Source organism: Mesorhizobium sp. M0598, from assembly GCF_040320865.1.
Taxonomy (GTDB): Bacteria; Pseudomonadota; Alphaproteobacteria; order Rhizobiales; family Rhizobiaceae; genus Mesorhizobium.
On record NZ_JAMYQL010000003.1, the window covers coordinates 16,121 to 40,767 of the forward strand.

Below are 24,647 nucleotides of genomic sequence, written 5' to 3' on the forward strand. Positions count from 1 at the left end.
ATCAGTTCCGCTGCTTCGGCGAGCAGCTCGCAAAATCAGAGCGCAAGCCGGGTCACTGAAGCCGGCTGTTGTGGCGCAGCACGAGGCCGACCGCGCCGAGCAATGCATCGTTCTCCGTGTGCTTGCCAACGATTATCCGCGTGCGCAGCGCAGGCGCCACATCGCGGGACTTGATGAGCGTGTGGCGTTCATATGATGCGATCAGTGGCGCCAAGAGAATGTCGCCCGCCAAGGCCATGCGGCCGCCGATGATGATGAGCGGCGGATTGAGAACCGAACCGATCAGGCCAAGGCCACGGCCGGCAAACTCGGCGGTGTCCTCGATCATCCGCAGCGCCCTCACGTCGCCCTGCTCGGCCATCATGATCACGTCGTCCATCGTGACCGGCCGCCGCACGATGCGCGAAATCTGCTCGAGCGGTCGGGCAAAGCTGGCATAGAGCTCCAGGCATCCTCGATTGCCGCACCGGCAAAGGTCGCCGCCGGGATCGATGCTGATGTGCCCGAATTCGCCGGCGCCACCGGCGATGCCGCTCACCAGCCGACCGTGCTGGACAATGGCCCCGCCGACGCCCAGATCGACCTTGAACAGCACGAAATCGTCCTGGCCGACGGCCGCACCCCACATCAGCTCGGCAATGGCCGAGCAGTTGCTCTCATTGTCGGCGAAGATCGGCTGTTCGAGGACCGGCCCGAACACATCGCGGATGTTGACCCCGGCCCAGGTCGGAACGATACTCGCGCGCAGCACCACTCCTTCGCGGCTGACTGGGCCCGAGACGGAGACCCCAACCCCCAGGAGCCCCGCCATCGGCAGACCGTTCTCTTCGTAGCATCGGGCAATTACTGACTTGGCGAGCTGGGCCGCCTGCTGTGGCTGGTAGTCCAGACCCATGGGGATAGTTTGTTCGGCAACGAAAGAATGCGAGACGTCGGCGACGACGCACCGCATCTCGTCGAGGCCCAGATGGATGCCGACGCAGGTGCCCGCAGCGGGATTGAGCGTCAATGTCGTGGCAGGCCTGCCGATACCCCTCGCCGCGTCATGATGGGCCGAGGATTCGATCACCATCCCAGATTTTCTCAAGCCGTTGAGCGCGGTTGAAACCGTCGACCGCGCCAAACCGGTAATGCGGGTAATTTGCGACGCAGAAAGCACGCCGCGCTCACGCAGGCATCGGACGATCAGGCTCTCCGGCGACGCGGACGGCCTGTCGATCAGCCAATTTCTAAGCGAAGGTTTGTTCATGGTGAGCACAAAGCACGTTGACTGATAGCCCAGATATGTCATCTTGGAAAGAACGGAGATTACTGCATCTCGCCGGCCACGACCTCAAATCGCGGGCCACAAGCGGTCGATACGAACCGTGCATCACATATGGGAGTGAAACGATGAAATACCTGAGGACGGCCTTTGCGGCCGCTACCGCCTTCACCTTGATTACCGGAACAGCCCTCGCGGAGCCGAAGACCAACCTCTTGCATCAATGGGCCACCGGATCGGACGCCCAGGCTATCGCCAAGCTCGGCGAGATGTTTACCGCCAAGGGTGGCTCCTGGCAGCAGACCTCCATCGCAGGCCATACGGCCAATACCCTGGCCAAACTGCGTGCTGATGTGATCGCCGGCAACGCACCTCCCGCTGTGCAGCTAAAGGGCCCCGAGATCGCCGAATGGAACGAGACGGGCATGACAGCCAATCTCGACGACCTGGCGAAGGCGGAAAATTGGGAGAAGGTCGTCGCTCCCGAATTGCTGCCGGTGATGAAGCCGACTGGGAATTGGGTGGCCGCGCCGATGAACATCCACCGCATCAACTGGCTGTGGGCATCGCCGAAGGTCATGAAGGACGCGGGCGTCACCGAGATGCCGAAGACATGGGCGGAATTCAACGCCGCCTGCGACAAGATCGTGGCCAGCGGCAAGATCTGCATTTCGCACTCGACCGCCGACTGGACCGACTCGACCGTCTTCGAAGTGGTCGTGTACGGTCAGGACCTCGATCTCTACAAGAAAGCTTTCGTCGAGGGCGACGTCGATGCCATGCGCAGCGACGGCATGGTCAAGGCCTTCGAGCAGTTTCGCACCATGACCTCGAAGTACATGGACCCCGGCATGAACGGGCGTGACTGGGATACCATGTCGCATCTCGTCGGCCGCGGCGAGGCCGCCTTCCACATCATGGGCGACTGGACGATCGGCCTGCTGACGGCCGGCGGCTTCAAGGAGGGCACCGACTATGTCTGCGCTCAGGCGCCGACCGATTGGGGCAAGCCCGGTTTCATCCTGAATTCAGACTCGGTCGTGTTCTTCAAGCAGAAGGACCCGGACTATATCGAGGGACAGAAGCTGCTTGCCAGCATCATCCTGTCGCCCGAATTCCAGACCATTTTCAATCAGACCAAAGGGTCCATTCCGGCCCGCCTCGACGTCGATCTTTCGAACGGCTTCAATCCCTGCCAGCAACTCTCGCAAAAGGATCTGCAAGCCTCGATCGCCGCCGGCACGCTCGTGCGTTCGATGGCGCACAACATGACGGTGCCGCAAAAAGTCCGCGGCGCAATAATGGATAGCATCACGGAGTTTGTAGCAACGCCGGATATGAGTGCGCAGGACGCGGCCAATGCGATGGCGGATGCGGCCGAAGCGCAGAAGTGACGCTGCCGATGATGGCCGGGGGCGAAGCTCCCGGCCAGACCTCGCCGGAGCAGCCCGATGTCCACCCATGATCTGATTGTACCAGCCGCAGCTGCCGCGGCCCGCCCGTGGCGCGAGCGCCTGGGCACGATAGTGCCCATTCTGGTGCTGGCGCCGTCGATAGCGGCGAGTTTCATCTATGTTTTCGTCTTCACGCTCTGGACGCTCTACATCTCGCTGTCCAATTCGTCGCTGTTGCCGACCTATGGGTTCGTCGGCCTGGACAATTACGCTTCGCTCTGGGCAAACCGGCGCTGGAACATCGCCTATACCAATCTCTTCCTGTTCAGCGGCTTCTATATCGTTGGCTCGATGGCCGTTGGCCTGTTGCTCGCGATCGCGATTGACCAGCGCGTCCGCGGCGAGGCGGCTTGGCGCACCATCTTTCTCTACCCGTTGGCGGTGTCCTTCATCGTCACCGGAACGGTGTGGAGTTGGCTCTATAATCCTGTCGACGGTATCCAGGCCTTCGTTCGCGGGCTTGGCTGGACCGACTTCAGCTTCGCCCTGACGGCCAACCGCAACACTGCGATCTATGCGGTGATCATAACCGGTATCTGGCAGTCGTCCGGCTTCGCGATGGCACTTTTCCTGGCCGGTCTGCGGTCGGTCGATCCGGATCTCGTTAAAGCCGCGCAAATCGACGGCGCGTCGGTTTTCCGGACCTATCGGAGGGTCATCCTGCCAACCATCGCTCCGATATTCCTGGCGGTGGCGGTCATTCAGATACAATTCGCCATCAAGACCTTCGACCTAGTGGCGGCGTTGACGCGAGGCGGCCCAGGTGTGTCCACCACCTTCCCCGCCATCTATGTCTACGATCTGATGTTCCAGCGCGGCCAAATCGGCGAGGGTGCCGCCGCGGCGATGATGATGCTCGCGGCGGTCGCGGTGGTGCTGGTGCCTTACTCGTTGTGGATCGTCTGGCGCCGGCGGGCGGAGGGCCGCAATGGCTGAAATTGCTCCCGATGCCAGCTTTGATCCGGCCCGCCCCAATCCGACCGGCTTTGATCCGGAAGCTGCCGCGGCCACGCGCCGGCATTTCTGGAGCCGCTTCCTTGTCTATGCCGTGCTGACGCTTTTCGCGATCGTCTATCTCGTGCCGCTACTGGTGGTGATCTTCAACTCATTGCGCGAGCAGTCGGAGATTGCCCGCAACGGCCTCATCTCCGTACCGCGCAGCTTCCGGTTCGATGCGTGGGCGCAGGCCTGGGGATCCTACTGCGTCAGCGGTACCTGCGAGGGCATGAAGCGCAATTTCTTCAACTCGCTGGCGATGACGATCCCCGCCACCATCATCTCGACCATTCTCGGCGCCATGAACGGCTACATCCTCTCCAAATGGCGCTTCAGGGGTTCCGAACTGATCTTCAATCTGATGCTGCTCGGCGTATTCATGCCCGGCCAGATTTCGCTGATGCCGTGGGCGTTCCTGCTCGGCAAGCTCGGCCTGACCAATTCCACATATGGGCTGGTGTTGATCCACGTCGTCCAGGGCATCTCGTTCACCACCCTGTTCTGCCGCAATTTCTACGTCAGCATACCGGACGACCTGATCAAGGCGGCACGCATCGACGGCGCCGGCTTCTGGCGAATCTTCCGCAAGATCATCCTGCCCCTGTCGCCGCCCATCCTGATTGTCACTGTCATCTGGCAGTTCACCGGCATCTGGAACGAGTATCTGTTCGGCGTCGTCTTCACATCGGGCCAGCAGCAGCCGATCACGGCGGCGTTGGTCGCGCTCACGGCCGGCGGCACGACCGCACGTGCTTACGATGTGATGAGCGCAGCCGTGCTGATCGGCGCGTTGCCTCCGCTGCTGATCTATCTGTTTGGTGGAAAATACTTCGTGCGCGGCCTCACCCAGGGCGCCATAAAATGAGGCGTCGCCCATGTCCGCGTTGATGATCCGCAACCTTCACAAGAGCTACGGCTCGCTCGAGATTCTTGCCGGCATCGATCTCGAGGCTAAGACCGGAGAATTCGTCGCCCTTGTCGGCCCGTCGGGTTGCGGCAAGTCAACCTTGCTCGCCATGATCGCCGGACTGGAAACCGTCACGTCGGGCGAGATATGGATCGGCGACCGGCTGGTGAACTCGGTGCAACCCAAGGACCGCGATATTGCGATGGTGTTCCAGTCATACGCCCTCTATCCCACCATGACGGTGCGCCAGAACATCACCTTCGGCATGGAGAGCCGCGGCGTGCCAAAAGCGGCGCAGGCGGAAGCTGTCCAGCGGGTTGCCGCACTCCTGCAGATCGAACAGCTGCTTAAACGCAAGCCCGGCCAGCTCTCGGGGGGCCAGCGGCAGCGCGTTGCGATGGGGCGTGCCCTCGTGCGCGACCCGAAGCTGTTTTTGTTCGACGAGCCCTTGTCCAACCTCGACGCCAAGCTGCGCGTCGACATGCGTACCGAAATCAAGAAGCTTCACCATCGCGTCGGCAAGACCACGGTGTATGTCACCCACGATCAGGTCGAGGCGATGACGCTTGCATCCCGCATTGCGGTGATGAACCAGGGCTCAGTACAGCAGTTCGACACGCCGAAGCGGATCTACGACCGGCCGACCAACATGTTCGTTGCCGGTTTCATGGGATCGCCGGCGATGAATTTCATTCCCGCCCGGCTTACGGGCTCGACCAGCATCTCGGTACGCGCCGCTGACGGCAGCGACGCCAGCCTCGCCCTTGCCGCGCCGATGCCCGCCGGTGCGCCAAAGGACGTCGTGCTCGGTATCCGGCCGGAACACATCTACCGTTTCACGACCGATCTGAAGTCGCGCAAACCTGCTGTGGCGTCCATGCAGGCGCCGGTCGAATTGGTCGAGCCTACCGGGGCCGAGACGCTTGCCGTGCTCAGGCTGGGTGACCTGGAGATCACCGGCCGTTTCGAGCCGGATGACGCTCCCGTCATGGGCGAGACGATAACGCTCGGCATCGACATGTCGCGCGCCTGTCTGTTCGATCCAACAACCAAGGCGCTTCTGTAGTTTGATGTCCGTACAATTCGCGACTTATCCGAGCTTGACCGATCGGGTCGTGCTGATCTCCGGCGGCGCCTCCGGCATTGGCGCCGATATGGTCCGCGCCTTCGTGGCGAACGGCGCCCGGATAGCCTTTCTCGATGTGCAGGACGAACCAGCGGAGGCGTTGGTGCGCGAGCTCGCTGGTGCCGCCGGGCAGGCTCCGTTATATCTCCATTGCGATGTGACCGACGTCGATGCGCTAAAGGCGTCGGTAGCAGGCGTGCGCGCGCGGCTTGGTCCGGTCGCCGTCCTGGTGAATAACGCAGCCAATGATCAGCGCCATCCCATCGACGCGGTAACGACCGACTATTGGGACCGCAGCTTCGACGTCAATCTGAGGCATCACTTCTTCGCCGCGCAGGCAGTGCATCCGCATATGAAGGAACTCGGCTTCGGCTCGATCATAAACTTCTCCTCCATTGCCTGGCGGTTCGGAGCGGACCAGATGGTGGCCTATGCCACCGCCAAAGGGGCCGTGGTGGCGCTGACGCGTGCGTTGGCGCGGTCGTTCGGACCGGATAACATCCGCGTCAATGCGATCGAACCCGGCGCCGTCATGACCGAGCGGCAGCGCGAGCTGTGGTTCAAGACGCAGGAGGCAGTCGACCAGACGGTGCAGCGGCAATTGATCCGCCGCGTCCTGCTGGGCGAGGAGATTGCACGCACCGTGCTCTTCCTGGCGGCCGACGACAGCCGCATGATCACCAAACAGTCCATAACCGTCGATGCCGGTCTGCGCTAGTGACGCCTCTCCGCTCTCCATTGGAACCGCCAAGCTGATGTTTCGTCTCGGCCTCAACCCTTACGGACTGACCTACTATCTCGGCCTGCAGGGCCGCGGCACGCCGCGGCACAATCCGGACGGCGTGGGGCTGGAAGGCTTCATCACGCTGGCGCAGGAACTGGGCGCACGCACGCTCGAGATCTACGAACCGTGGTTGACCGACTTGACTGACGCCGAAATCGTCGCCCTGCGCAGGCGTCTTGCCGCGCTGGACACCGTCCCGGTGGTGAGCGGCGGACTTCTAGTGGCAGGTCCGCTGGACAACGCCTTTCGGGCTGCGCGCCTGCTCGAGGCGACGACGATCCGTATTGCACTGACGCCTGTCCTGTGCGGCGACCGCAATGCGTGGGGTCCGAAATGGAGCGAGTTCAACGCAACGATTCGCGCTGCCTTGACGGAATGGGGGCCGCGTGCGGCGGCCGAGGGACGCGTGCTCGGCATCGAGAACCATCAGGACTTCGGCAGCGACGAACTGGTTGCGTTCTGCGAACTCGGCGGGCCGGGTGTCGGCATCACCTACGACACCGGCAACACCTTTCCTGTCGGCGAGGCGCCGCTTGCCTTCACGCGCCGGATCGCGCCCCATGTCCGCCACGTTCACCTCAAGGACTATCGCGTCCAGTTCACGGATGAGGGCTACCGCCTGGTCCGCTGCGCGATCGGCGACGGCGCCGTGCCTTTCGCCGAACTGGCAGCCCTCCTTGGCGAGCACCACGACACGCTGACGGCGGTGCTTGAGCCAGGCGCGCTGGAGGCCCGTCACGTTCGCTGTCTCACCGACGACTGGTGGAACGGATATGCGCCGAAGACCGCCCGCGAATTCGCGGCCTGCCTGAGTGCTGCGCGCCTGAACCGCCTCGCGGACGACGCCGACTACCGCACGCCATGGGAGCGCGATGATGACGGTGCGCTCGTTTCGTACGAGCTCGACATGATCCGGCGCAGCGCCGCCAACATGATGAAATTCGATTTCATTGCAATGGAGAAATCAGCATGACTGCCCGAGAACTCAGCGGCCTGACCGCCTTCGTCACCGGCTCGGGACGCGGCCTCGGCCGCGTGATGGCCGACCGCTTGGCCGAACTTGGCGCAAACGTCGCGGTCCACGACTTCGATTGGGCCCGGCCATCTCAATATGGCGAATTCGCGGACCTCGGCGACTCTGCCAGGGGCTTGGAGAAGCATGGGACGCGCATCACCGCGGTTACCGGCAACATCGGCGACAAGCAAGCTGTCGCGGAAATGAAGAGGAAGATCGAAGCGGAGCTCGGCGACGTGCACGTCTTGGTAAACTGCGCCGGCGGCGACATCGGCGCCAAGGGCGTAAAGCCCAATCCCAACAACGCACTGGACATCGACTACGAAGACATCAAGGTTCTAACCGAGAACAACCTCATCGGCACGATGCTGGTCTGCCAGGCGTTCGTTCCGCCGATGGTCAAGCGTGGCTCAGGCTCGGTGATCAACATCGCCTCGGCGGCAGCGCATATCGGATGCTCGCCCGAGGTGGTCTACTCGACGCTCAAGGCGGCTGTCGTCCATTATACGCGCTGCCTCGCCAAGGAACTGATCGACGATGGCGTACGCGTCAATGCGGTGAGCCCCGGCGCCACCAAGACGGCACGGTTCCAGGCGAGCCGCGTGGTCGATCCGCAGCGCATGGATTCGAGCAAGAAATCGCTGAACCGGTATGCGGAGCCTGAAGAGATCGCCGAAGCGGTGGCCTTCCTCGCCGGTCCGCGCGCGCGCTTCATCAACGGGCAGGTAATCCGAGTCGATGGCGGTTTCACAATCTTTCCAGGTTAGGCCGCGATCGTCCATACCGGGTACCGGAAGCAACTTCGCCATCGCGCGCTGTAAATAGCTCCGCCCGAGTTCGGCCAGAACTATGCACTGCATTACAGTCGGAGCTTGACAAAAACTGCGGTATAGCGGGTATATTAATCGAATAATATGACACCATCCATTGTGAGGAAGGCGGGTGGCAAACCTGGGAGGAGACCAAGATGAGCCGCTACAAGTCAGTCGGATTCCTGCACGGCATGGTTTTGGGCGTGGCCCTGACGACCGCGACTGCGGCCCATGCCGAGACCTTGACGCTCTATTGGAACGCCGGCCACGCCTATCAAGCTTATGCCGATGCAATAGCAAAGTTCGAGGCCGATCATCCCGGATGGTCGGTGCAGTGGGAGAAATTCCAGTGGCCGGATATGCGCACCAAGCTGGTGGCGGATTTTGCGGCGAAGAGTCCGCCCGATCTCGTCGCCGAACCCGGCGGCTGGGTGCAGGAATTCGGCCAGCGGAATCTGCTGCGGCCGCTGAACGACTTCATCGAACAAGACGGCAAGGCGATCGGCTATCCCGACGACTGGCAAGCCTATTCCGTCGAGCGCAACAAACTCGGCGACCAGTACTATGGCGTCCAGATCCACCTCACCTGCGCCACCCTCGTGTACAACGTCGATATGCTTAAGCAGGCGGGCTTCGACGCGCCGCCTGCGACCTGGGAGGAGTTCCTGAAGGTTGCCAAGGCGACGACGACCGGCGCCCGCTTCGGCTTCGCTCCCAACCCCAGCATCGGATATTATTCGTCGTGGCTGCTGCAGAACGGCGTAAGCTATTACGATCCCAAGACAAACAAGGTCAATCTCGACAGTCCTGAGGCGATCGAAGCGATCCAGTTCCTCGCCGACCTGATCCACAAGGAAAAAGCAGCGACCAAGCCGGCGGCGGGTGCTGACTATGAGGGTCCGCAAAAGCTGTTCACGGCCAACCGGGTCGCAATGATCATAACCGGTCCGTGGGACGTGAAGCCGATCCGCTCGGGCAACCCGAAGCTCAACTGGGCGGTTGCGCCATCACTCAAGCACAAGGTGCAGGCGACGTTCGCGGGCGGCGTCAGCGTGATGATCCCTAAGGACGCCAAGCACCCGAAGGAGGCCTGGGAGTTGTTGAAGCGGCTCGTCGCGCTCGACACGGAACTGGCGGCTACCAAGGAAGCGGGCATGACGATGCCGCGCAAATCCTGGGCCGAAAACGCCGAGGTTCAGGCCGATCCGGTCATCGGCAGCTTCAGCAAATGCCTGCCTTACGCGCAAGACGTCACCGCCGAGCTGCGCCTCACCGGCAAGCACGCGCGAATCGAGAAGCTTCTGCAAAGTGCGCTCGAGGATATCATCTACAATCAGAAGCCAGCAGCCGAGATTATGCCGAAATTCGCGGCCGAGGCCAACGTCATCCTGGCCAACAACTAGGCCGATGTTTATCAGCGGCAGCACCGATACGGCCGATACGGACATTCGCGTCGGCGCGATGCCGACCCGGCGAGCTGCCCGCTTCAGCCGGCGCACCAGACAAACGCTTCTCGCTTACCTGCTGCTGTCGCCAGCAATCCTCTATTTCTCGGTCTATTTCTTCTATCCGATAGGACTGGAGTTTTGGGCGAGCCTGTACAGCGGCCAGCCGCTGATCGGCGAGAGCCGATTCGCCGGACTGGACAACTACGTTGCTGCCCTCGGCGACGCGCGCGTTCGGCAGTCGCTCTTCGTGACGCTGGCCTTCGCGATAGGCGTCACCGCGGCCAGCATCGCCATTGGCCTCGGACTGGCGGTCGTGCTCAACCGGCCGATCCCGGGGCGCACTCTGATCCGCGCAATCATCTTCTTTCCCTACATCACCTCCTTCGTGATCGTCGCGTTGATGTGGCAGGCAATTCTCGATCCCTACACTGGCATCTTGAACAGCTTCCTTGCCGAGCTTGGGCTGCCGACCCAGAATTGGCTCGGCGACACCTCGACCGCGCTGCCGACCCTCATCGCCATCACGGTGTGGAAGGATGTCGGCTATGCCATGCTGATCTACCTCTCCGCGTTGCAGTCGATCCCGTCCGACTTCTACGATGCCGCATCCATCGACGGCGCCACGCCGACGCAGCAATTCCGCTATCTGACCTGGCCGTTGTTGACGCCGACCACGCTGTTCATCGCGGTCGTCAGCACGATCAGCCAGCTACAGGAGCTGGCGCCGGCCTACCTGATAACCAAGGGCGGACCGGCCGACGCGACGCGGTTCTTCAGCCTGCACGTGTTCGAGGCAGCCTTCTTCGAGCTCAACATCGGCTACGCCTCGGCGCTGTCTTTCCTGATGTTCCTGCTGATCCTGGCCATCACCTTCGTTCAGTTCCGCCTGCTCAACCGCGAAACCACCTATTGAGATTGGCATGACATTCGCAAAAACGCTCCCGTCCTACCTACTGCTGCTCTTCTGCGTGGCGCTGTCGATCTTTCCGTTCCTTTACATGCTTTCGCTGTCGCTGCAGAGCGATGCCGACGTCTTCAGCGGCATTCCGATTCTGATCCCCGAGACGTGGCAATTCACGAATTACATCGACATCTGGCAAAAGGCGCCGTTCGCGCGTTTCACGCTCAACAGCTTCATCATCGCCGGCGGGATTACCTTCCTCCATCTGATCTTCGATCCGTTGATCGGCTACGTCTTCGCGAAAATGGAATTCGCCGGTAAGCGCGTCATGTTTGTCGCGGTGCTGTCGACGCTGATGATCCCATTCTTCATCCGCATGATCCCGCTCTATGTGCTCACCGCGCGGATGGGATGGCTCAACACCTATCAGGGCCTTATCCTTCCATTCGCCATGAGCGCCTACGGAATCTTCCTGATGCGGCAGTTCATCCGTCCGATTCCCGACGAGTTGCTTGACGCTGCACGGATGGACGGCTGCTCGGAACTCGGCCTTTACTGGCGCATCGTGCTGCCGCAGGTCCGTCCGGCACTGGCGACGCTGGCCCTCCTCACCTTCGTGTTCCAGTGGAACGAATTCCTCTGGCCGCTGGTCGCCGTCAACACCACCGAAATGCGGCCGATCACGACGGGACTGACGCTTTTCAACCAGGAATTCTTCACCCAGTGGAACCTGACGGCGACGGGCGGGATCATTCTCTTCATCCCGAGCCTGCTGCTGTTCCTCTTTACGCAGCGCTACTTCGTCCGCAGCGTGATGCTGGCAGGCATGAAATGACCATTCGGAGGCATTGCACCTATGACGTCCCGCCGACCGAACGTGATCGTCTTCTTCACCGACCAGCAGCGTTGGGACACCGTTGGCGTCCATGGCAATCCGCTCGAGCTTACGCCAAATTTCGACCGCCTCGCCGGGACCGGCACGTTCTTGGCGAATTCGTTTACATGCCAGCCCGTTTGCGGCCCCGCCCGCTCCGTCTTTCAGACGGGGCGGTACCCGACTACGACCGGCTGCTACCGTAACGATATCCCACTGCCTAAGAGCGAGCGCACGCTCGCGCATCATTTCGTCGCGGCAGGTTATGACACCGCCTACATCGGCAAGTGGCACCTGGGGTCCGCCGAGCCGGTCACCCAGGAAGAACGCGGCGGGTATCGCTACTGGCTGGCCTCCAACATCCTGGAGTTCACTTCCGGCCCCTTCGACACCGTCGTCCACGACAATGACGGCAAGGCGGTGAAGCTGCCGGGATACCGCGTCGATGCCCTAACCGACGCTGCAATCCGCTATGTCGCATCGAGGGAAGACGAGCCGTTCTTTCTATTCCTGTCCTTCCTCGAGCCGCATCACCAGAACCAGACGGACAACTACCCTGCCCCGCTCGGATACGAGGACAGGATCCGCAAGAAGCTCGCCATTCCCGGCGATCTCGCCGCACTTGGCGGCACGACAGCGGAACATTTCCCCGGCTATCTGGGCATGGTCGCACGCCTCGACGAGGCGTTTGGACGGCTGATCGAGGCGCTCTACAGCCTTGGCCGGCTTGACGACACGATCATCCTCTTCACCTCCGACCACGGATGTCACTTCAAGACCCGCAACAACGAATACAAGCGTTCCTGTCATGAGGCGTCGATCCGCGTGCCGACGCTATTCCACGGCCCCGGCTTCCAGCGCATCGGCATATATGAAGGCCTGGTCAGCCTCGTCGATCTCGCGCCGACCCTGCTCGCCGCGGCCGGCCTGAAAGTGCCCAATTCGATGCAGGGCGTCTCGCTGCTCGACGCACTGCAGGGCGAACGACCGCCGCGCGACGAGATATTCATTCAAATCAGCGAGCACCATGTCGGCCGCGCGTTGCGCACCAGACGGTGGAAATATGAGGTCGAGGCGCCGGGAAAAGACGGCTGGCGGGATTCCGGCAGCGATTTCTATGTCGAGGCGAGGCTCTACGACCTCGATGGCGATCCGAACGAGCTAACCAATCTCATAGCTTCGCCCGATCACGCAGAGACGCGTGCATGGCTGCGAGGCCGCATCGTTGCCCTGATGGAGGAGGCCGGCGAGGCAAGGCCCGAGATCCTTGCCGCCGGACATGGAAGCTGGAATGAAATCCGGCTGAGCGACAGCTGATCATGTCACGTCGCGCAGCGGATCCAACAATGCACGAGAGAAGTTCCGATCGCAGAAAGGCGCCGACCATGGCCGATGTCGCCCGGCGCGCCAATGTATCGACCGCTGCCGTGTCGTACCTGCTCAGCGGCGACAGCACGCGCCTGAAGTTCGTCGGCAAGGAGGCGCGGCAGCGCATCCTCGAGGCCGTCGCTGAGCTCAACTACGTGCAAAACCGCACCGCGCGGCAGCTGCGCCGCCAGCAGGCCGAGCGAATCTGCCTTGTACTGCCTCGTCTCGGCGTGCCGTTCAGCGACCGGATCGCGCAGGATATCCAATCTGCAGCAGCGCTGAGGGGATTTTCGACAATTATCACCGCGGGAGACACCTTCGAGCGAACCGACCGGATCGGGAGGGAAATCGAGAGCGGGCTGGCAGACGGCATTATCGCCGACTGGCAGCATCTCTCCGAGCCCGAGGTGATGGTCTTGGCCGCGCGCCTGGCGGCCGCGGGCCGGCCAGCGGTGATCTTCCATCCGACCATCGAGCCGGCAGGCTTCTCGGTTGTGCGCCAGCATACCGGCAGGGCCGTCTTCGAGGCACTCGACTACCTCTACCGAGCCGGCCATCGCTGCATCGCCTATATGGTGCATGAGCAAGCTGTGGACGGGAGCCGTCTCGCCGCCTATCGCAGCTTCCTGCAAGCACGCGGCCTTCCGCTGCGAGACGACCTGGTGATCGGCGGTGCAGAGGCGCGCAAGGCTGCGTTTGCCAATGCTACGGCGCTGGCCGCCCGCAAGGATCGGCCGACCGCGCTTTTCGTCGAATCCGATCTTGCCGCCGTGACCGCCCTGCACGCATTCGAGGAGGCCGGCCTCTCCGTGCCCGGCGACATTGCAGTCATCGGCTGCGGCAATATCGACGAGGGCGAATTCAGTCATCCGGCATTGACGACAATCGGCCCCAAAACTGCCCACTACGACCATCTTGCCGATCATCTGATCTCATTGATCTCGGCAACACCGGGCGCAATACCTACCCTTTTCAGCGTTTCGTGGCAGTTGGTCCGTCGCGCGTCCGCATGAGCAGGATCGCCGCTATTTGACGCCCACGCTTTCAGGCCAGAGGACCTGGATTTCCTTTGGCAGCGCATCCCGCACCTTTGCCGACTGGCCAAGGTCGATATGCCGTGCAAGCACACGCAGCACTGAGCGTGCCGCATCCTCGGGATCGACAGGACGGGTCGATTTCAATTCATCGGCGATGTGTTGCAGGAACTTCTCGAGCGAGCGTGTCTTGTCGGGCATGTCGGCGGGCCGATAGCGATCATAGTAGGCGCCGCGCACGAGCAGCGGCAGTTCCGCTCCCAATTTGGCCGCCAGTCCGATCTGCAGCCTGTCGCGAAGGGTTCGCAGAACGGCGCCCAATGTATGCCAGGCCACGTGTCGATCCGGACCAAGATCCGCCATGATCTCGTCAAGCCAGATGTTTGTTATTTGCAGCGTTTTGTCAAAAACGTCCAAGCCGGTTGCGCTCATCGTCGCCTCCTCGAAAGGTTCTGCGGGCGAAACGGCGACCGGAGATTATTGTTTCGTGATCCTGTGAAAATCGTCCTGGCAAAGCGGCGGAAACCGGTTCGGTCGGAGAGCCTGTCGGCGTCAGGTCTGCTCGACACTCTGCTTCTGCTGGATTTCGGCGATCTGTCGGAAGCGGCCGTTTTCCACCCCGTTGAGTGCAGTCACAGCGGCCAGATTGTCGCCCTTTTCATCCCACCGCACCGGCTCGCGATAGGCGATTCCCCTGAAACGGATATCGCGCACCGCCGCCAGAACGTCGCGCCGGCTCGGATATCCCTTGGATACAGTGCTGGCGTCTTTGATCGCGGCAAGGAGAAGGCAGGCCGAATCGTAGGCATTCACGGCATAATTGCGCTTCGGCTTCGCCGTCCGACGATCTCGCCAGCTTCGGCGAGCGTCGCTTCCAAGCAATCCCTTCGCGCGTCAACGACGCCCGTTCAACCTTCCCACAGTTGTATTCGGCGCCTGCGTTCCGATCATTAAAGTCGGCCTTGCTGATCCGAAAGGTGGTTGTCCTCCGCCTAACTGAGCTTGTGCTCATCGGTTCCGAACGCCGTCTCAGCAATGAGACCAGTCCTCACGTTGCCCCAGCCCGGGTATCTCTTGACTGACTGAGCGGCCCGCGCCGACAATGGCATTGGGAAGATGGCGGGATGGCGCCCACGGTGTTCGGCACCACTTGGCGATCAAGCTGCGAAAGGGCTGTCATGGATTGGAAGCTGGAACTGGTCCCGGTCCCCGTATCGGACGTCGATAGAGCAATTGCCTTTTATGTTGGGAAGGTCGGCTTTCATCTCGATCACGACCACACCGTAAGCGACGAGATACGTTTCGTGCAATTGACGCCGCCCGGTTCGGCCTGTTCGATTGCCATGGGCAAGGGCCTCGTCGACAGCCCCCCGGGATCCATAAGGGGCCTGCAACTCGTCGTGCCCGATATCGATGAGGCTCACCGGTACCTGGCCGCTCAAGGTATCGAGGTCAGCGATATCAAGGATTTTCCCTGGGGCAGATTTGTCTTCTTTGAGGATCCCGACGGCAACACCTGGTCTGTCCAGCAACTTCCACCTCGCAGCTGAGGTGGCGCGCTGCGGCACGGTCGTGCCCCGACACAGATAGCGCGGAATGCACGGTTCAATTCGAACGCATCCCGGCCTAACGCCTCTTCTCGTCGAAGGCGGCATTCCAATTGTGATAAGGCGCGCGATAGGTGGGGATGCGGTCCTCGACATCGGCAAGCGCTTCGAACGGTTTGTGCGGTTCGGCCTGATACCAGAAGGCGACCGACGAAATGTCGTCCGAGCGGCGATTGGCGTGACCGCGCTCGATGGTCACCCGGATGCGTTTGTGGAAGATGACCGGGTCCTCTATGTGCCAGCGATAGAGCGTAACCGGCTCGGTCCAGTTCGGCCCGCCGGCGGCGATGATGCCGTGATAGGGCGCGCTGTAGTCCTGTGTCGGGCACCATGCCGTGTTGAAATAGTCCTCGGTGCCGGTGCCGTGCAGCGTCGGCGGCCAGGCATCGTTGGCGGCGGGGCCGGTCTCGCCGCGATCGTCGATCAGTTCGGCCTTCGGTCCGATGCGCGGATCGGGCTTGCGCACTGTATCCGGCACGGAAATGCCCGGCTCGCCGTCGACGAAGATCATGTCGTCGCCCTCGCCATACCAGTCCCATAGTGCGGAACGCCGCCGCGAATAGACGGAATAGAGCACGCCGACATAGTGGCCGTGACCTTCCGCCTCCAGGATGGTGTAGTTGCCGTTCCCGTCGGTGTTTTCCCCGCCAAACAGGACCTGCTCGTTGGCCAGCCCCGTCTCGTCTATGCCGTCAGGTCGCTGCTGCCTGTATTGGGCGTGGAAGCGGCCCAGGCCTTCCTCGAGTTCCTCATGCAGTTCGAGATCGACATAGTAATAGAAAAGCAGGTCGTCCTCAGCCTCATTGGTGACGGTGAAGCGCATGTGGCTGGCAAACGGCATCGGAAAGTAGCAGTTGAAGGCCTTGCCATCCTCTGGACTTGCCTGCACCGGCAGGCTGGCAAAATTGCGGGTGCGGGCATGGCCTATGCCGAAGAAATCGCCGATCGGCGTTTCGATGCTCGGATGTGCCTCACCATCCCAATAGGCGCGCAATACGATCTTGCGCAGGAACGCCTCGCTCTCGCAGGCGAGCGTCGCCCAGATATGCGTGACGATGCCGGCACCGTCATGCTCGGCAATCACCACCGTCTGGCCGGGTTCGATGTGCAGCCGGTCGTCATTGCCGCCGGTGCGGTCGTAGCTTGAGAACCGGCGGGTTTTGGCGTCGCGCAATTTGGCGAGCCCGCGAAGCGGCGACAGGCCGGCATTATCCATGTGTTTCTCCTCTTGCTTCAGCGGTTATTTCAGGCCGCTTGTCTTGATGGATTCCATGATCTGGCGCTGGAAGATCACGAAGAGGACCAGCATCGGCACGGCGACGATGGTCGAGGCGGCCATGACATAATTCCAGGCGGCGGCGTACTGGCTCTTGAAGTTCGCAATGGCTACCTGCACCACCCAGAGGTTGAGGTCCGATGTGATCGTCAACGGCCACAGGAAAGCGTTCCAGTTGGCGAGGAAGAACAGGATCGCCAGTGCCGACAGGATCGGCCGGCTGAGCGGCAGGATGATGCTCCAATAGATGCGCCAGTAGCCGGCGCCGTCCATGATCGCGGCTTCTTCCAGTTCCCTGGGCAGCGACAGGTAATATTGCCTGAGCAGAAAGATGCCGAACGCGTTGAAGATCGCCGGAATGATCAGCCCGGCATAGCTGTCCAGCATGTGCAGCGTCCGCGTCAAAATGAACAGCGGCACGATGATGACTGGCAGCGACACCAGGAAGGTCGAGAACATGGCGAGGAACAGAATGTCGCGGCCCGGAAAACGCAGCCGTGCGAGCGAATAGCCCGCCATCGAATGGAAGAACAGCGCAGCAACCGTCACCGTCGCCGACACGAAGAACGAATTGAAGAGATAGCGCAGGAACGGCACCTCGGTCAGCACATAGAGGAAATTGCCGAGCGTCGGGCGTTCCGGAATGAGGCTCGGCGTGAAGACGTCGCTCGCCGGCTTGAGCGAGATGACCAGCATCCAGACAAGCGGGAATACCGTCATCAGGCCAAGTGCGGCGGTTGCCAGCATCCAGGCAAGTCTCGCCGCTCGTATCTGCGAACGGCCGGAAGGAGTTCGGCCGTCAGTCATGCTCGAAACGTCCGCCGCGCGTCAGCACGAAGAAGAAGACCGTGACCAGCATCAGCGCCAGCACCAGCAGCGATGCCATTGCCGACGCATAGCCGAAGGCGCCGAACTGGAACGCCTGCTTGTAGATGTAGATGATCAGCACCGAGGTCGAATTGACCGGCCCGCCTTTGGTCATCACATAGATCAGGTCGAAGACCTGGCCGCCGGCGACAGCCGCGACGAGCGAGACCAGGAGGACGAAGAAGCTGGTCGGCTTGAGCAAGGGCAAAGTAATGTACCAGAAGCTTGTCACCGGCCCGGCACCGTCGATCTTTGCGGCTTCGTAGTACTCTGCCGGGATGTCCTGGAGCCCGCCGAGGAAGATCAGCATGTAGAAACCCATCAGGAACCAGACGCTGACCAGCACCAGCGTGAACAGCGCCAGATTTGGATCGCCGAGCAGCGAAATTCCGCCGAGGCCGACGAGCGGCGCCAGCCGGCTGACGATGCCGACCTTTTCGACCAGCATGAGCTGCCACACGAGCGCCACCACGACCAGGCTGACCATCTGCGGCGCAAAGAACATCGAGCGCATGACCGCGTTGAAGCGGTTGGTCTTCTGCACCAGAAGCGCCAGTCCCAGTCCGGCGACGTAGAGCGCCGGCACCAGCATGACGGCATAAGCTACCGTCACCTTCACGGACGACCAGAACAGCGGGTCGCCCCACATGCGCCTGTAATTGCCGAACCCGACGAACCTGTAGCCGCCGAAGCCGTTGACCTCGAAGAACCCGACGGCGAGCGACAGCAGCATCGGCACGCCGACGAACACCAGCAGGCCAACCGCATCGGGCAGGACGAACAGCCATGCGGCGCAGCGCTCCCTTTGCTTGGCGGTGAGGCCGCGGGCGGAATTCGCGCCCGCGGCTGGCGGTTTCATCTGATCCATGCTGGAAAGGGCCTAAAGGATCGGCGCGCCGGAATAGGAAGCGAGGAACGCATCGAGTTGCTGACTGGCCGTCGTCGCCGCCTGCTGGGCATCAACCCCGCCAAGCTGTGCCGACTGGATGGCGTCGGAGATGATCTTGTAGGCCTCCGGCGGAACCCGCGGCTCGGCGCGCGTCCCCGGATGGATCTCCTTGGCGAAGGTGCCGAACTTGCCGGTGCTGAAGACATCGGCGCCGGCCTTCAGCGCGCTGTTGCGCGGCGGCATGTCGCTCTTGGCGACAGTGCACCAGTTGACGACCCGGTCGATCGATGCCGGATCCATTGAGGCCAGCGCCCAGGCGCAGAACTGGGCGGAAGCATCCGGGTTCTTGCCTCCGGCATTGGCGACAAAGGCCCAGCCACCGCCGACGGTGACGTATTTGCCATTGGCCGGTGTCGGCAATTTGAAGATGCCGTAGGGCACGTCCTTGGCGTTGTTGTCCATCGCCGAAATGCCCCAGATGCCGCAGTTCTGCATGGCGCACAGCCCTGCCCCGAGATTGGCGACTATGTCGAAGCCGCCGCCGACCACCTGACGCGGCGCCACGCCGGTATTGATGGCATCCTGCCAGAGTTTCAGCGCCTGGACGGTGGCCGGCGAATCGAAGGCGCTCTTGCCGTCCTTGCCCTGGAATTCGCCGCCGCCCTGCCACAGGAACGGATACCAGGTGAAGTTCTGGTAATAGCCGGGAGTCGTTTCGAACAGCACGCCGTAGCGACTGGGCGTCGTCAGCTTTTTGGCGATCGCCAACAGCTCGTCCCAGGTCTTCGGCACGTCGTTCTCGTTGAGCTTTGCATCCTCGAACGCTTTGACCGAATAGTAGAAGGCCATCGGCTCGACTTCCATCGGCACACCGTAGATCTTGCCGTCCACCATGCGGTTGGCGATGACGCTTTCCGGGAAATCGGCTTTGGCGGCATCTTCGATATGCGGCGTCAGGTCGGCAAGCACGCCGCCATTGTAATAACGCAGGAAATCGCCGGGGCTGATGAGGAAGATGTCAGGGCCCTCGCCCGACGCGAAGGCCGTTGCCAGCTTGGAACCGGAGATGTATTCGCTGTTGACGACATATTCGAGCTCGACCTTCTGGTCGTGGCCGTCGTTCCAGTCGGCCACCAGCTTTTCGAACCACTGGACCTGCGGCTTCACGTCTCCGCCAGGCGCATAGAACTGCCAGAATTTCAGCGGCGCTTCCTGAGCGCGCACGGCCATCCTGTTGATGAACGGGAAGCCTGTGAGGCCGGCGGCAGCGAAAGTGGCGCCGCCCTGGATCAGCCGACGGCGGTTCAGGCTGGCCAATGGCCGGTCGCGGGTCGTTTTGTCAGTCATCAATTCCTCCCTTGGATGTTGTTCGGTCGAACGTTGGCGAAGGGACCTCCGTTCCCTTTGCCGGCGTCTGGCGTCACGCGCTGTCGAATGGGCTCAACGCGCATGGGATCACTTCGGTGCGCGGCGCGCCCTCGACTTTGCCACCCAGCCGTTCGAGCAGCATTTCCGTGGCGCGCTTGGCAAGCATTGTCGGACTGTTGCCGACGCGGGTCAGCTTCGGCCTGACATATTCCAGTTGAGGCAGGTCATCGAAGACTGCGATGGCGATATCCTGAGGGATATTGATCCCATGGTCGTAGAATTCGGTCAGCGCACCGGAGGCCATTAGATAATTGGCGAAGAACATCGCCGACGGCAGGTTTCCGCCGTGCTTCTCCCTGAGCCAGGTGACCGCTTCCCGCCCTGACGGGGCAAGATAGCTTCCCTCGAACCGCAGATCGGCGGAGATTGGCACGCCATTGTCGGCGAGCCCTTTTTCGAAGCCGGCGGCACGCGCCATCGCCTCTTTGAAAAAGGATGGCCCGGTGACATGGGCGACGCGGCGGTGGCCCCTCTTCGCCAGATACTCGCCCATCAGATAGCCGCCGCCGAAATCGTCCAGCTGGACGCTGTCGACAGCATGGTTCGGCAGATGGCCGATGAAGACGGCGGGCAGATCGAGGCTGAGCAGTTCGCTGTGCATGCCGTGCAGCGCGAAGTCGGCAACGATGACGCCGTCGACCCGCTTGCGCCCTATCTGGCGCAAATACTCGCGGCCGTGATCCTGTGAATGTCCGCCCGGCACGTCGGTGTTGAAGATCAGCATGTCGAGGCCGACCACTTCGAGCGTCGACTGCGCCGTTTTCACCAGCTCCGGATAGAACGGGTTGCGGATGTCCGGGATCAGCATCGCGATGATGTTGGTGCGGCCGGTGCGCAGACTTTGCGCCTGCGGGTTCGGCGTGTAGCCGAGTTCGTCGATCGCCGCCTGTACGCGTTCACGCAGCGATTTCGATACCCGGTCCGCATGGTTGATGACATGCGACACGGTCGTGCGCGACACGCCCGCTCGCGTGGCAACTTTGGAAATCGTGCTCATGGTGACAGGTTATGAGCACATGAATGCATTTGCAAATCGATTTTACCGATGTCTCGCAAATTAGGGCCATCAGGCGGATTGCGCAAAATGCCAAAAGAAAAGGCGGGACTGTTAAGCCCGGCCAAGTGTGAAGGTCTATAACCTCCAGAGGGGAACGCGCCGGACGCAATGGGAGGAGACATCCGACGCAATTCGCATATGGGTCTGTATTGGTGGCGTTTCAACGATGCGGCAGTAGACCAACGGCGTTGCTGCCATAGAGCCAGAAACGCAAAGCATTCGAAGGGGGCGGTGGATCGCAGCTGCCAGTTGGACACAAAGGTCGCCGAATGCAGGGTGGCTCCTGGCATAGGGACTTCAGTCTGTAGGCCTATCGACCAAGGACCCGCACAGCCAAACTTTGGTCCGAGGCTGCTATCGCAAAAGCCCGAAATGCGAGAGTTTCAGGAACTGAGTTCCGAGGAGCCCCGTTGCGATGCCGACTGTTACAGGAGGCCGCCATGGACCCGAGCATTCACCAGGCACGTTGGCTGCTTTTTCCGTTATTTGGCCTGTGTTTCGGGATCGCGGCCATTGGATTTATTGTTGGCTGACAGTGGGAACTCGGCGCTATCGCGGAGAGACGCAACCACGGGAAGGCAAAAGGCTTGCGCAGTAAATAGTCCCTTCCTGCGCTAGCGAGACCCACCAGTTACCATCGTGGGACTGGTGGGCCTTGACGTTCCGGACGCAAACCATTGTTTTAAGCATCACACGAATTCGAACAGGAGGCAGTACGACAGAGCCGTATGATTAAGGGGAGTTCCGACATGCGACTGGCAAGTTCATTGATGACGACCCGGAAACGAAGGACCGGATCTTCACGAGGACGTCGTGTCGGCATTTCTGTAGTCGTCTTGACCTTCATTCTCGTCGTAAGCCCCTATCGCGTCGTGTTCGATGGATCATCGCAGCCGCTCGGCCCGCAGGCTGCCTGGGCCAAAGATGGCGGGAACGGCAACGGCAATGGCGGGAACGGGAACGGGAACGGGAATGGGAACGGCAATTCGGGCAATTCGGGTGGAAACTCCGGCAATTCGAACTCGAACGCTGGTGCCGGCAAGGGCAAAGCAAAGTCGCAGGACGACAATCTCCCTGATCCCGCCCCTGCGGTAAACCCCGATAGCAAGCCAAAACTCTTTGTCAACGCATCCACAGGAGACCGGGTCGAGGTGAGCGGCCCGAGCATTGGCGTGGTGCATTCGAACGGACTCAGCGAACGCATCGACAGCGACCAATATGAAATGCGGGATGCCGAGGGCCGCATCATCATTCGGCGCCTGGCGACGCGTTCCGATCGGGACAGGTTGCTTGGAATGATCAACTGAGGGCCAGTTCACATGGCCGCGCAGTGCGGCAATTTCGGCTCAAGCATGATCGCGAACAGGCGGATGGCGGCGCTCAGTCGCGTCGCGCAAGGTCATGGCAGCTTCGGTCCTGTTGCTGACGTTGAGCTTGGCCAGGATTCGCGTCATGTGGTGCTTTATCGTCTTTTCATGGAGGTTCAGCCGAAGCCCGATCCGCTTGTTGCTCAGTCCCGCGGCAACCAGCGTCAGGATCTCCCTTTCGCGGCTGGTGAGGTCGGCAAGTCCGTCAGCTTTCGCCGGCTCTTTTGATTGAGCCGAGAGATCGGCCAACAGGCGCGCCGACAATTGTGGACAGACATATCGTTCGCCCGACGCTACCGTGCGCAGGATCGCAGCCAACGTCCTCGACCCGACCCCCTTCAGAACATAGCCCCTTGCCCCGCTCTGCAACGCGGTCATCACGTGCTGGTTTTCTTCCGAAACGGTCAGCATCACAATTTTCAGTGCCGGATACCGCTCAAGGGCCGGTCCGATCACGCCAAGGCCACCTCCAGGAACCGAGATGTCCATCAGCAGAATGTCGGGCCGCTGGTCTTCGATTATCCGCAGGGCATCGTCTCTGCTGCTTCCTTCACCGACGATCTCGAACCCGCCGATCTGATCGAGCGTGCGCACAACGCCTTCCCTGAACAGCGGGTGGTCGTCGACGATGGCGAGCTTGATGGCTACTGTCATGTCTGCCCCATTTCAACGATGTTGAGGGCCATTCTTACGACTGTGCCACTCTGTGAGGAAGTCACGGTAAACTGGCCCCCGAGGCTTTCCACCCGCTCGCGCAGCCCAACGAGTCCCAGCCTCTCGGGACGCACGATTTGCGGGTCAAAGCCAGCGCCGGCGTCGGCCACTTCGATACAAACGCGCTCGCCGTCGAAATGTTTCTCGACCGACTGACCTTCACCTCCGGCATGACGGAATCCATTGTTCAGCGCCTCCTGGACGAAGCGGAAGATGCAGATCTTGGCCGCCGGCGACAACGGCGCATGGCCGCCGGTCATCGATAATCTCACTTTGACGCCGGTTCGTTCTTCGTGCGCCTGTACGGCTAGCTGGAGAATTTCACCCAGTTCGGCATGCTCGATATGCGGCAGGACAAGGCCCTTGCTGATGCTCCTGATCTCGCGCATGGCATCGTCCAGATGTGCTTTGATGGCCAGCAATTCCTGTGCACGCTTCGATTGCGGCGTAGCGGGATCGGCAATGACGGGGCTGTCGATCCCCAGCGCCGCGAGAGCAACCAATTGCGCGGGGCCATCGTGCAAGTCCGCACCGATGCGCCTGAGATAGCGTTCGTTAAGTGCGGTGGCACGCTGCGAGGCACGCTGCACCCGCAGCCTCAACAGTCTGTTTTGCGCAAGCAGATCGGAAAGCTCGGCAATGCGCTGCTTCAACGAGCGGCTCTGCGAACTGATCATGCGGCTGCCACGGAACACGATTGCCGACAGCCCGAGAAAGAAGGCCGCTGTGACGGCGGCAACGTCCAGCCAGGTTCGAATGAGCGCCTGATGCAGGTTTCTTTCAAAATCAGTGGCGACCTCGTAGAATTCCGAAACGGCCACCACTTCCCCCGACCATGGCTGCAGCACCGGATTGTAGATCTCGAGGAGATGCAAGCCGCTGGCCCTTTCGGCCTCGCTGTCCGGATCGTCGAGCTTGTCGAACTCCGAAACCATTTGGCCTGCGAATGCCGTCCGGAGATTGTCGCTGGGTTCAAAGCGCTTGCCGATCAATGTCTTGTCGGTCGAATACAGGATGGTTCCGTCGCGACGCCAGAGCTTGAAGGATTCGAGCCTTGTGCCGAGTGCCCCTTGTCCCAGCGTTTCATCGAGCGCATGGGCGACGCTCTCGTCGAGCACTTCGCTCTTGCGCATATCCGGTAGCAGCGGCGCGATAACGCTGTCCACGTAAAGAGCCGTCGCGGAAGCCGAATTCTGCGTGACCACGGTTTCTATATGGTTCGTGACGGAAATCCCCACCACCACCATGGCTGACAGGGAAAATAGACCGCCCGCGAGCAGGAACTGCGTTGCCAGCGACAGCGCATTCCAACGGTCAACAAGGCTTGTCAGCCTGTGTGGCTTGGTGTTCCGAATGGCCCGCTCGGCAGCACGCCGCACCAGTGGCGCGATTCTGGAGAGCCGGCTAATCCGTTGTCGAACGTCGCTGAAAGACGCCATCCTAGGTGTGTAACCGATCA

The 24,647-nt window shown here is 61.4% G+C and carries 24 protein-coding genes; 14 read left to right on the forward strand and 10 right to left on the reverse strand.

The window, feature by feature from the left end:
- Positions 1–52: 52 nt before the first annotated feature.
- A complete protein-coding gene (locus NKI59_RS05065; RefSeq protein ID WP_352586671.1) occupies positions 53–1,249 on the reverse strand; it encodes an ROK family transcriptional regulator in 1,197 nt (398 codons plus the stop codon).
- A gap of 143 nt (positions 1,250–1,392) precedes the next feature.
- Here NKI59_RS05065 and NKI59_RS05070 point away from each other — a divergent pair, with 143 nt between their 5' ends.
- From NKI59_RS05070 to NKI59_RS05125, 12 genes are all read left to right on the forward strand, one after another.
- Positions 1,393–2,658: an ABC transporter substrate-binding protein gene (locus tag NKI59_RS05070; protein ID WP_352682032.1), complete on the forward strand. Its 1,266-nt coding sequence runs from the start codon at positions 1,393–1,395 to the stop codon at positions 2,656–2,658.
- A 57-nt stretch (positions 2,659–2,715) separates the two neighbouring features.
- Positions 2,716–3,654: a carbohydrate ABC transporter permease gene (locus NKI59_RS05075; protein ID WP_352682030.1), complete on the forward strand. Its 939-nt coding sequence runs from the start codon at positions 2,716–2,718 to the stop codon at positions 3,652–3,654.
- Positions 3,647–4,579 carry a carbohydrate ABC transporter permease gene (locus NKI59_RS05080; RefSeq protein ID WP_023675507.1) on the forward strand — a complete coding sequence of 311 codons (933 nt, stop codon included), beginning with the start codon at positions 3,647–3,649 and terminating at the stop codon, positions 4,577–4,579. The genes NKI59_RS05075 and NKI59_RS05080 overlap by 8 nt, the downstream gene beginning before the upstream one ends.
- 10 nt (positions 4,580–4,589) lie before the next feature.
- Positions 4,590–5,687: an ABC transporter ATP-binding protein gene (locus NKI59_RS05085; RefSeq protein WP_023675506.1), complete on the forward strand. Its 1,098-nt coding sequence runs from the start codon at positions 4,590–4,592 to the stop codon at positions 5,685–5,687.
- 4 nt (positions 5,688–5,691) lie between these two features.
- Complete coding sequence (locus NKI59_RS05090; protein WP_352682028.1) at positions 5,692–6,465, forward strand: SDR family NAD(P)-dependent oxidoreductase; 774 nt, start codon at positions 5,692–5,694, stop codon at positions 6,463–6,465.
- 37 nt (positions 6,466–6,502) lie between these two features.
- Positions 6,503–7,504, forward strand: a complete 1,002-nt coding sequence (locus NKI59_RS05095; protein ID WP_352682026.1) for a sugar phosphate isomerase/epimerase family protein — start codon at positions 6,503–6,505, stop codon at positions 7,502–7,504.
- Positions 7,501–8,313, forward strand: coding sequence for an SDR family NAD(P)-dependent oxidoreductase (locus tag NKI59_RS05100; protein WP_352702755.1), 813 nt, complete (start codon positions 7,501–7,503; stop codon positions 8,311–8,313). Before NKI59_RS05095 ends, NKI59_RS05100 begins: the two co-directional genes overlap by 4 nt.
- Positions 8,314–8,513: 200 nt before the next feature.
- Complete coding sequence (locus NKI59_RS05105) at positions 8,514–9,761, forward strand: ABC transporter substrate-binding protein (protein WP_352454143.1); 1,248 nt, start codon at positions 8,514–8,516, stop codon at positions 9,759–9,761.
- A 4-nt stretch (positions 9,762–9,765) separates the two neighbouring features.
- On the forward strand, positions 9,766–10,719 hold the full coding sequence (locus NKI59_RS05110) for a carbohydrate ABC transporter permease (protein WP_023675501.1): 954 nt from the start codon (positions 9,766–9,768) through the stop codon (positions 10,717–10,719).
- Positions 10,720–10,726: 7 nt separating this feature from the next.
- Positions 10,727–11,542, forward strand: coding sequence for a carbohydrate ABC transporter permease (locus NKI59_RS05115; protein WP_023675500.1), 816 nt, complete (start codon positions 10,727–10,729; stop codon positions 11,540–11,542).
- Positions 11,543–11,563: 21 nt separating this feature from the next.
- Positions 11,564–12,898, forward strand: coding sequence for a sulfatase family protein (locus NKI59_RS05120; RefSeq protein WP_352702757.1), 1,335 nt, complete (start codon positions 11,564–11,566; stop codon positions 12,896–12,898).
- A gap of 68 nt (positions 12,899–12,966) precedes the next feature.
- Positions 12,967–13,962 carry a LacI family DNA-binding transcriptional regulator gene (locus NKI59_RS05125; protein WP_352682018.1) on the forward strand — a complete coding sequence of 332 codons (996 nt, stop codon included), beginning with the start codon at positions 12,967–12,969 and terminating at the stop codon, positions 13,960–13,962.
- Positions 13,963–13,974: 12 nt separating this feature from the next.
- Here NKI59_RS05125 and NKI59_RS05130 read toward each other — a convergent pair whose 3' ends face one another.
- Entirely contained in the window at positions 13,975–14,415 is a 441-nt protein-coding gene (locus tag NKI59_RS05130) for a DUF2267 domain-containing protein (RefSeq protein ID WP_352448133.1), read from the reverse strand.
- A gap of 120 nt (positions 14,416–14,535) precedes the next feature.
- Complete coding sequence (locus NKI59_RS05135; RefSeq protein WP_352682016.1) at positions 14,536–14,796, reverse strand: hypothetical protein; 261 nt, start codon at positions 14,794–14,796, stop codon at positions 14,536–14,538.
- Between the two features lie 311 nt (positions 14,797–15,107).
- Between NKI59_RS05135 and NKI59_RS05140 the strand changes: the two genes are divergently transcribed.
- The gene (locus NKI59_RS05140) at positions 15,108–15,533 is read left to right on the forward strand and encodes a VOC family protein (RefSeq protein ID WP_352469607.1); all 426 of its coding nucleotides are present in this window, start codon (positions 15,108–15,110) and stop codon (positions 15,531–15,533) included.
- 76 nt (positions 15,534–15,609) lie between these two features.
- Here NKI59_RS05140 and NKI59_RS05145 read toward each other — a convergent pair whose 3' ends face one another.
- From NKI59_RS05145 to NKI59_RS05165, 5 genes are all read right to left on the reverse strand, one after another.
- Positions 15,610–16,806, reverse strand: a complete 1,197-nt coding sequence (locus tag NKI59_RS05145; RefSeq protein ID WP_352702760.1) for a glycoside hydrolase family 172 protein — start codon at positions 16,804–16,806, stop codon at positions 15,610–15,612.
- A 24-nt stretch (positions 16,807–16,830) separates the two neighbouring features.
- Positions 16,831–17,673: a carbohydrate ABC transporter permease gene (locus NKI59_RS05150; RefSeq protein ID WP_352448136.1), complete on the reverse strand. Its 843-nt coding sequence runs from the start codon at positions 17,671–17,673 to the stop codon at positions 16,831–16,833.
- The gene (locus NKI59_RS05155) at positions 17,666–18,592 is read right to left on the reverse strand and encodes a carbohydrate ABC transporter permease (protein ID WP_352448137.1); all 927 of its coding nucleotides are present in this window, start codon (positions 18,590–18,592) and stop codon (positions 17,666–17,668) included. Before NKI59_RS05155 ends, NKI59_RS05150 begins: the two co-directional genes overlap by 8 nt.
- Before the next feature lie 21 nt (positions 18,593–18,613).
- Positions 18,614–19,969: an ABC transporter substrate-binding protein gene (locus NKI59_RS05160; RefSeq protein WP_352702762.1), complete on the reverse strand. Its 1,356-nt coding sequence runs from the start codon at positions 19,967–19,969 to the stop codon at positions 18,614–18,616.
- A 73-nt stretch (positions 19,970–20,042) separates the two neighbouring features.
- Positions 20,043–21,047, reverse strand: coding sequence for a LacI family DNA-binding transcriptional regulator (locus NKI59_RS05165; protein ID WP_352454133.1), 1,005 nt, complete (start codon positions 21,045–21,047; stop codon positions 20,043–20,045).
- A gap of 809 nt (positions 21,048–21,856) precedes the next feature.
- On the opposite strand from NKI59_RS05165, the gene NKI59_RS05170 reads away from it, so the two are divergent.
- Positions 21,857–22,414 (forward strand): hypothetical protein, encoded by a 558-nt coding sequence (locus tag NKI59_RS05170; RefSeq protein ID WP_352702765.1) that lies wholly within the window; start codon positions 21,857–21,859, stop codon positions 22,412–22,414.
- Between the two features lie 39 nt (positions 22,415–22,453).
- Here the strand turns inward: NKI59_RS05170 and NKI59_RS05175 are convergent, their stop codons facing one another.
- Positions 22,454–23,128, reverse strand: a complete 675-nt coding sequence (locus tag NKI59_RS05175; RefSeq protein WP_352702767.1) for a LuxR C-terminal-related transcriptional regulator — start codon at positions 23,126–23,128, stop codon at positions 22,454–22,456.
- Positions 23,125–24,567: a sensor histidine kinase gene (locus NKI59_RS05180; protein ID WP_352702769.1), complete on the reverse strand. Its 1,443-nt coding sequence runs from the start codon at positions 24,565–24,567 to the stop codon at positions 23,125–23,127. The genes NKI59_RS05175 and NKI59_RS05180 overlap by 4 nt, the downstream gene beginning before the upstream one ends.
- Positions 24,568–24,647 lie beyond the last annotated feature (80 nt).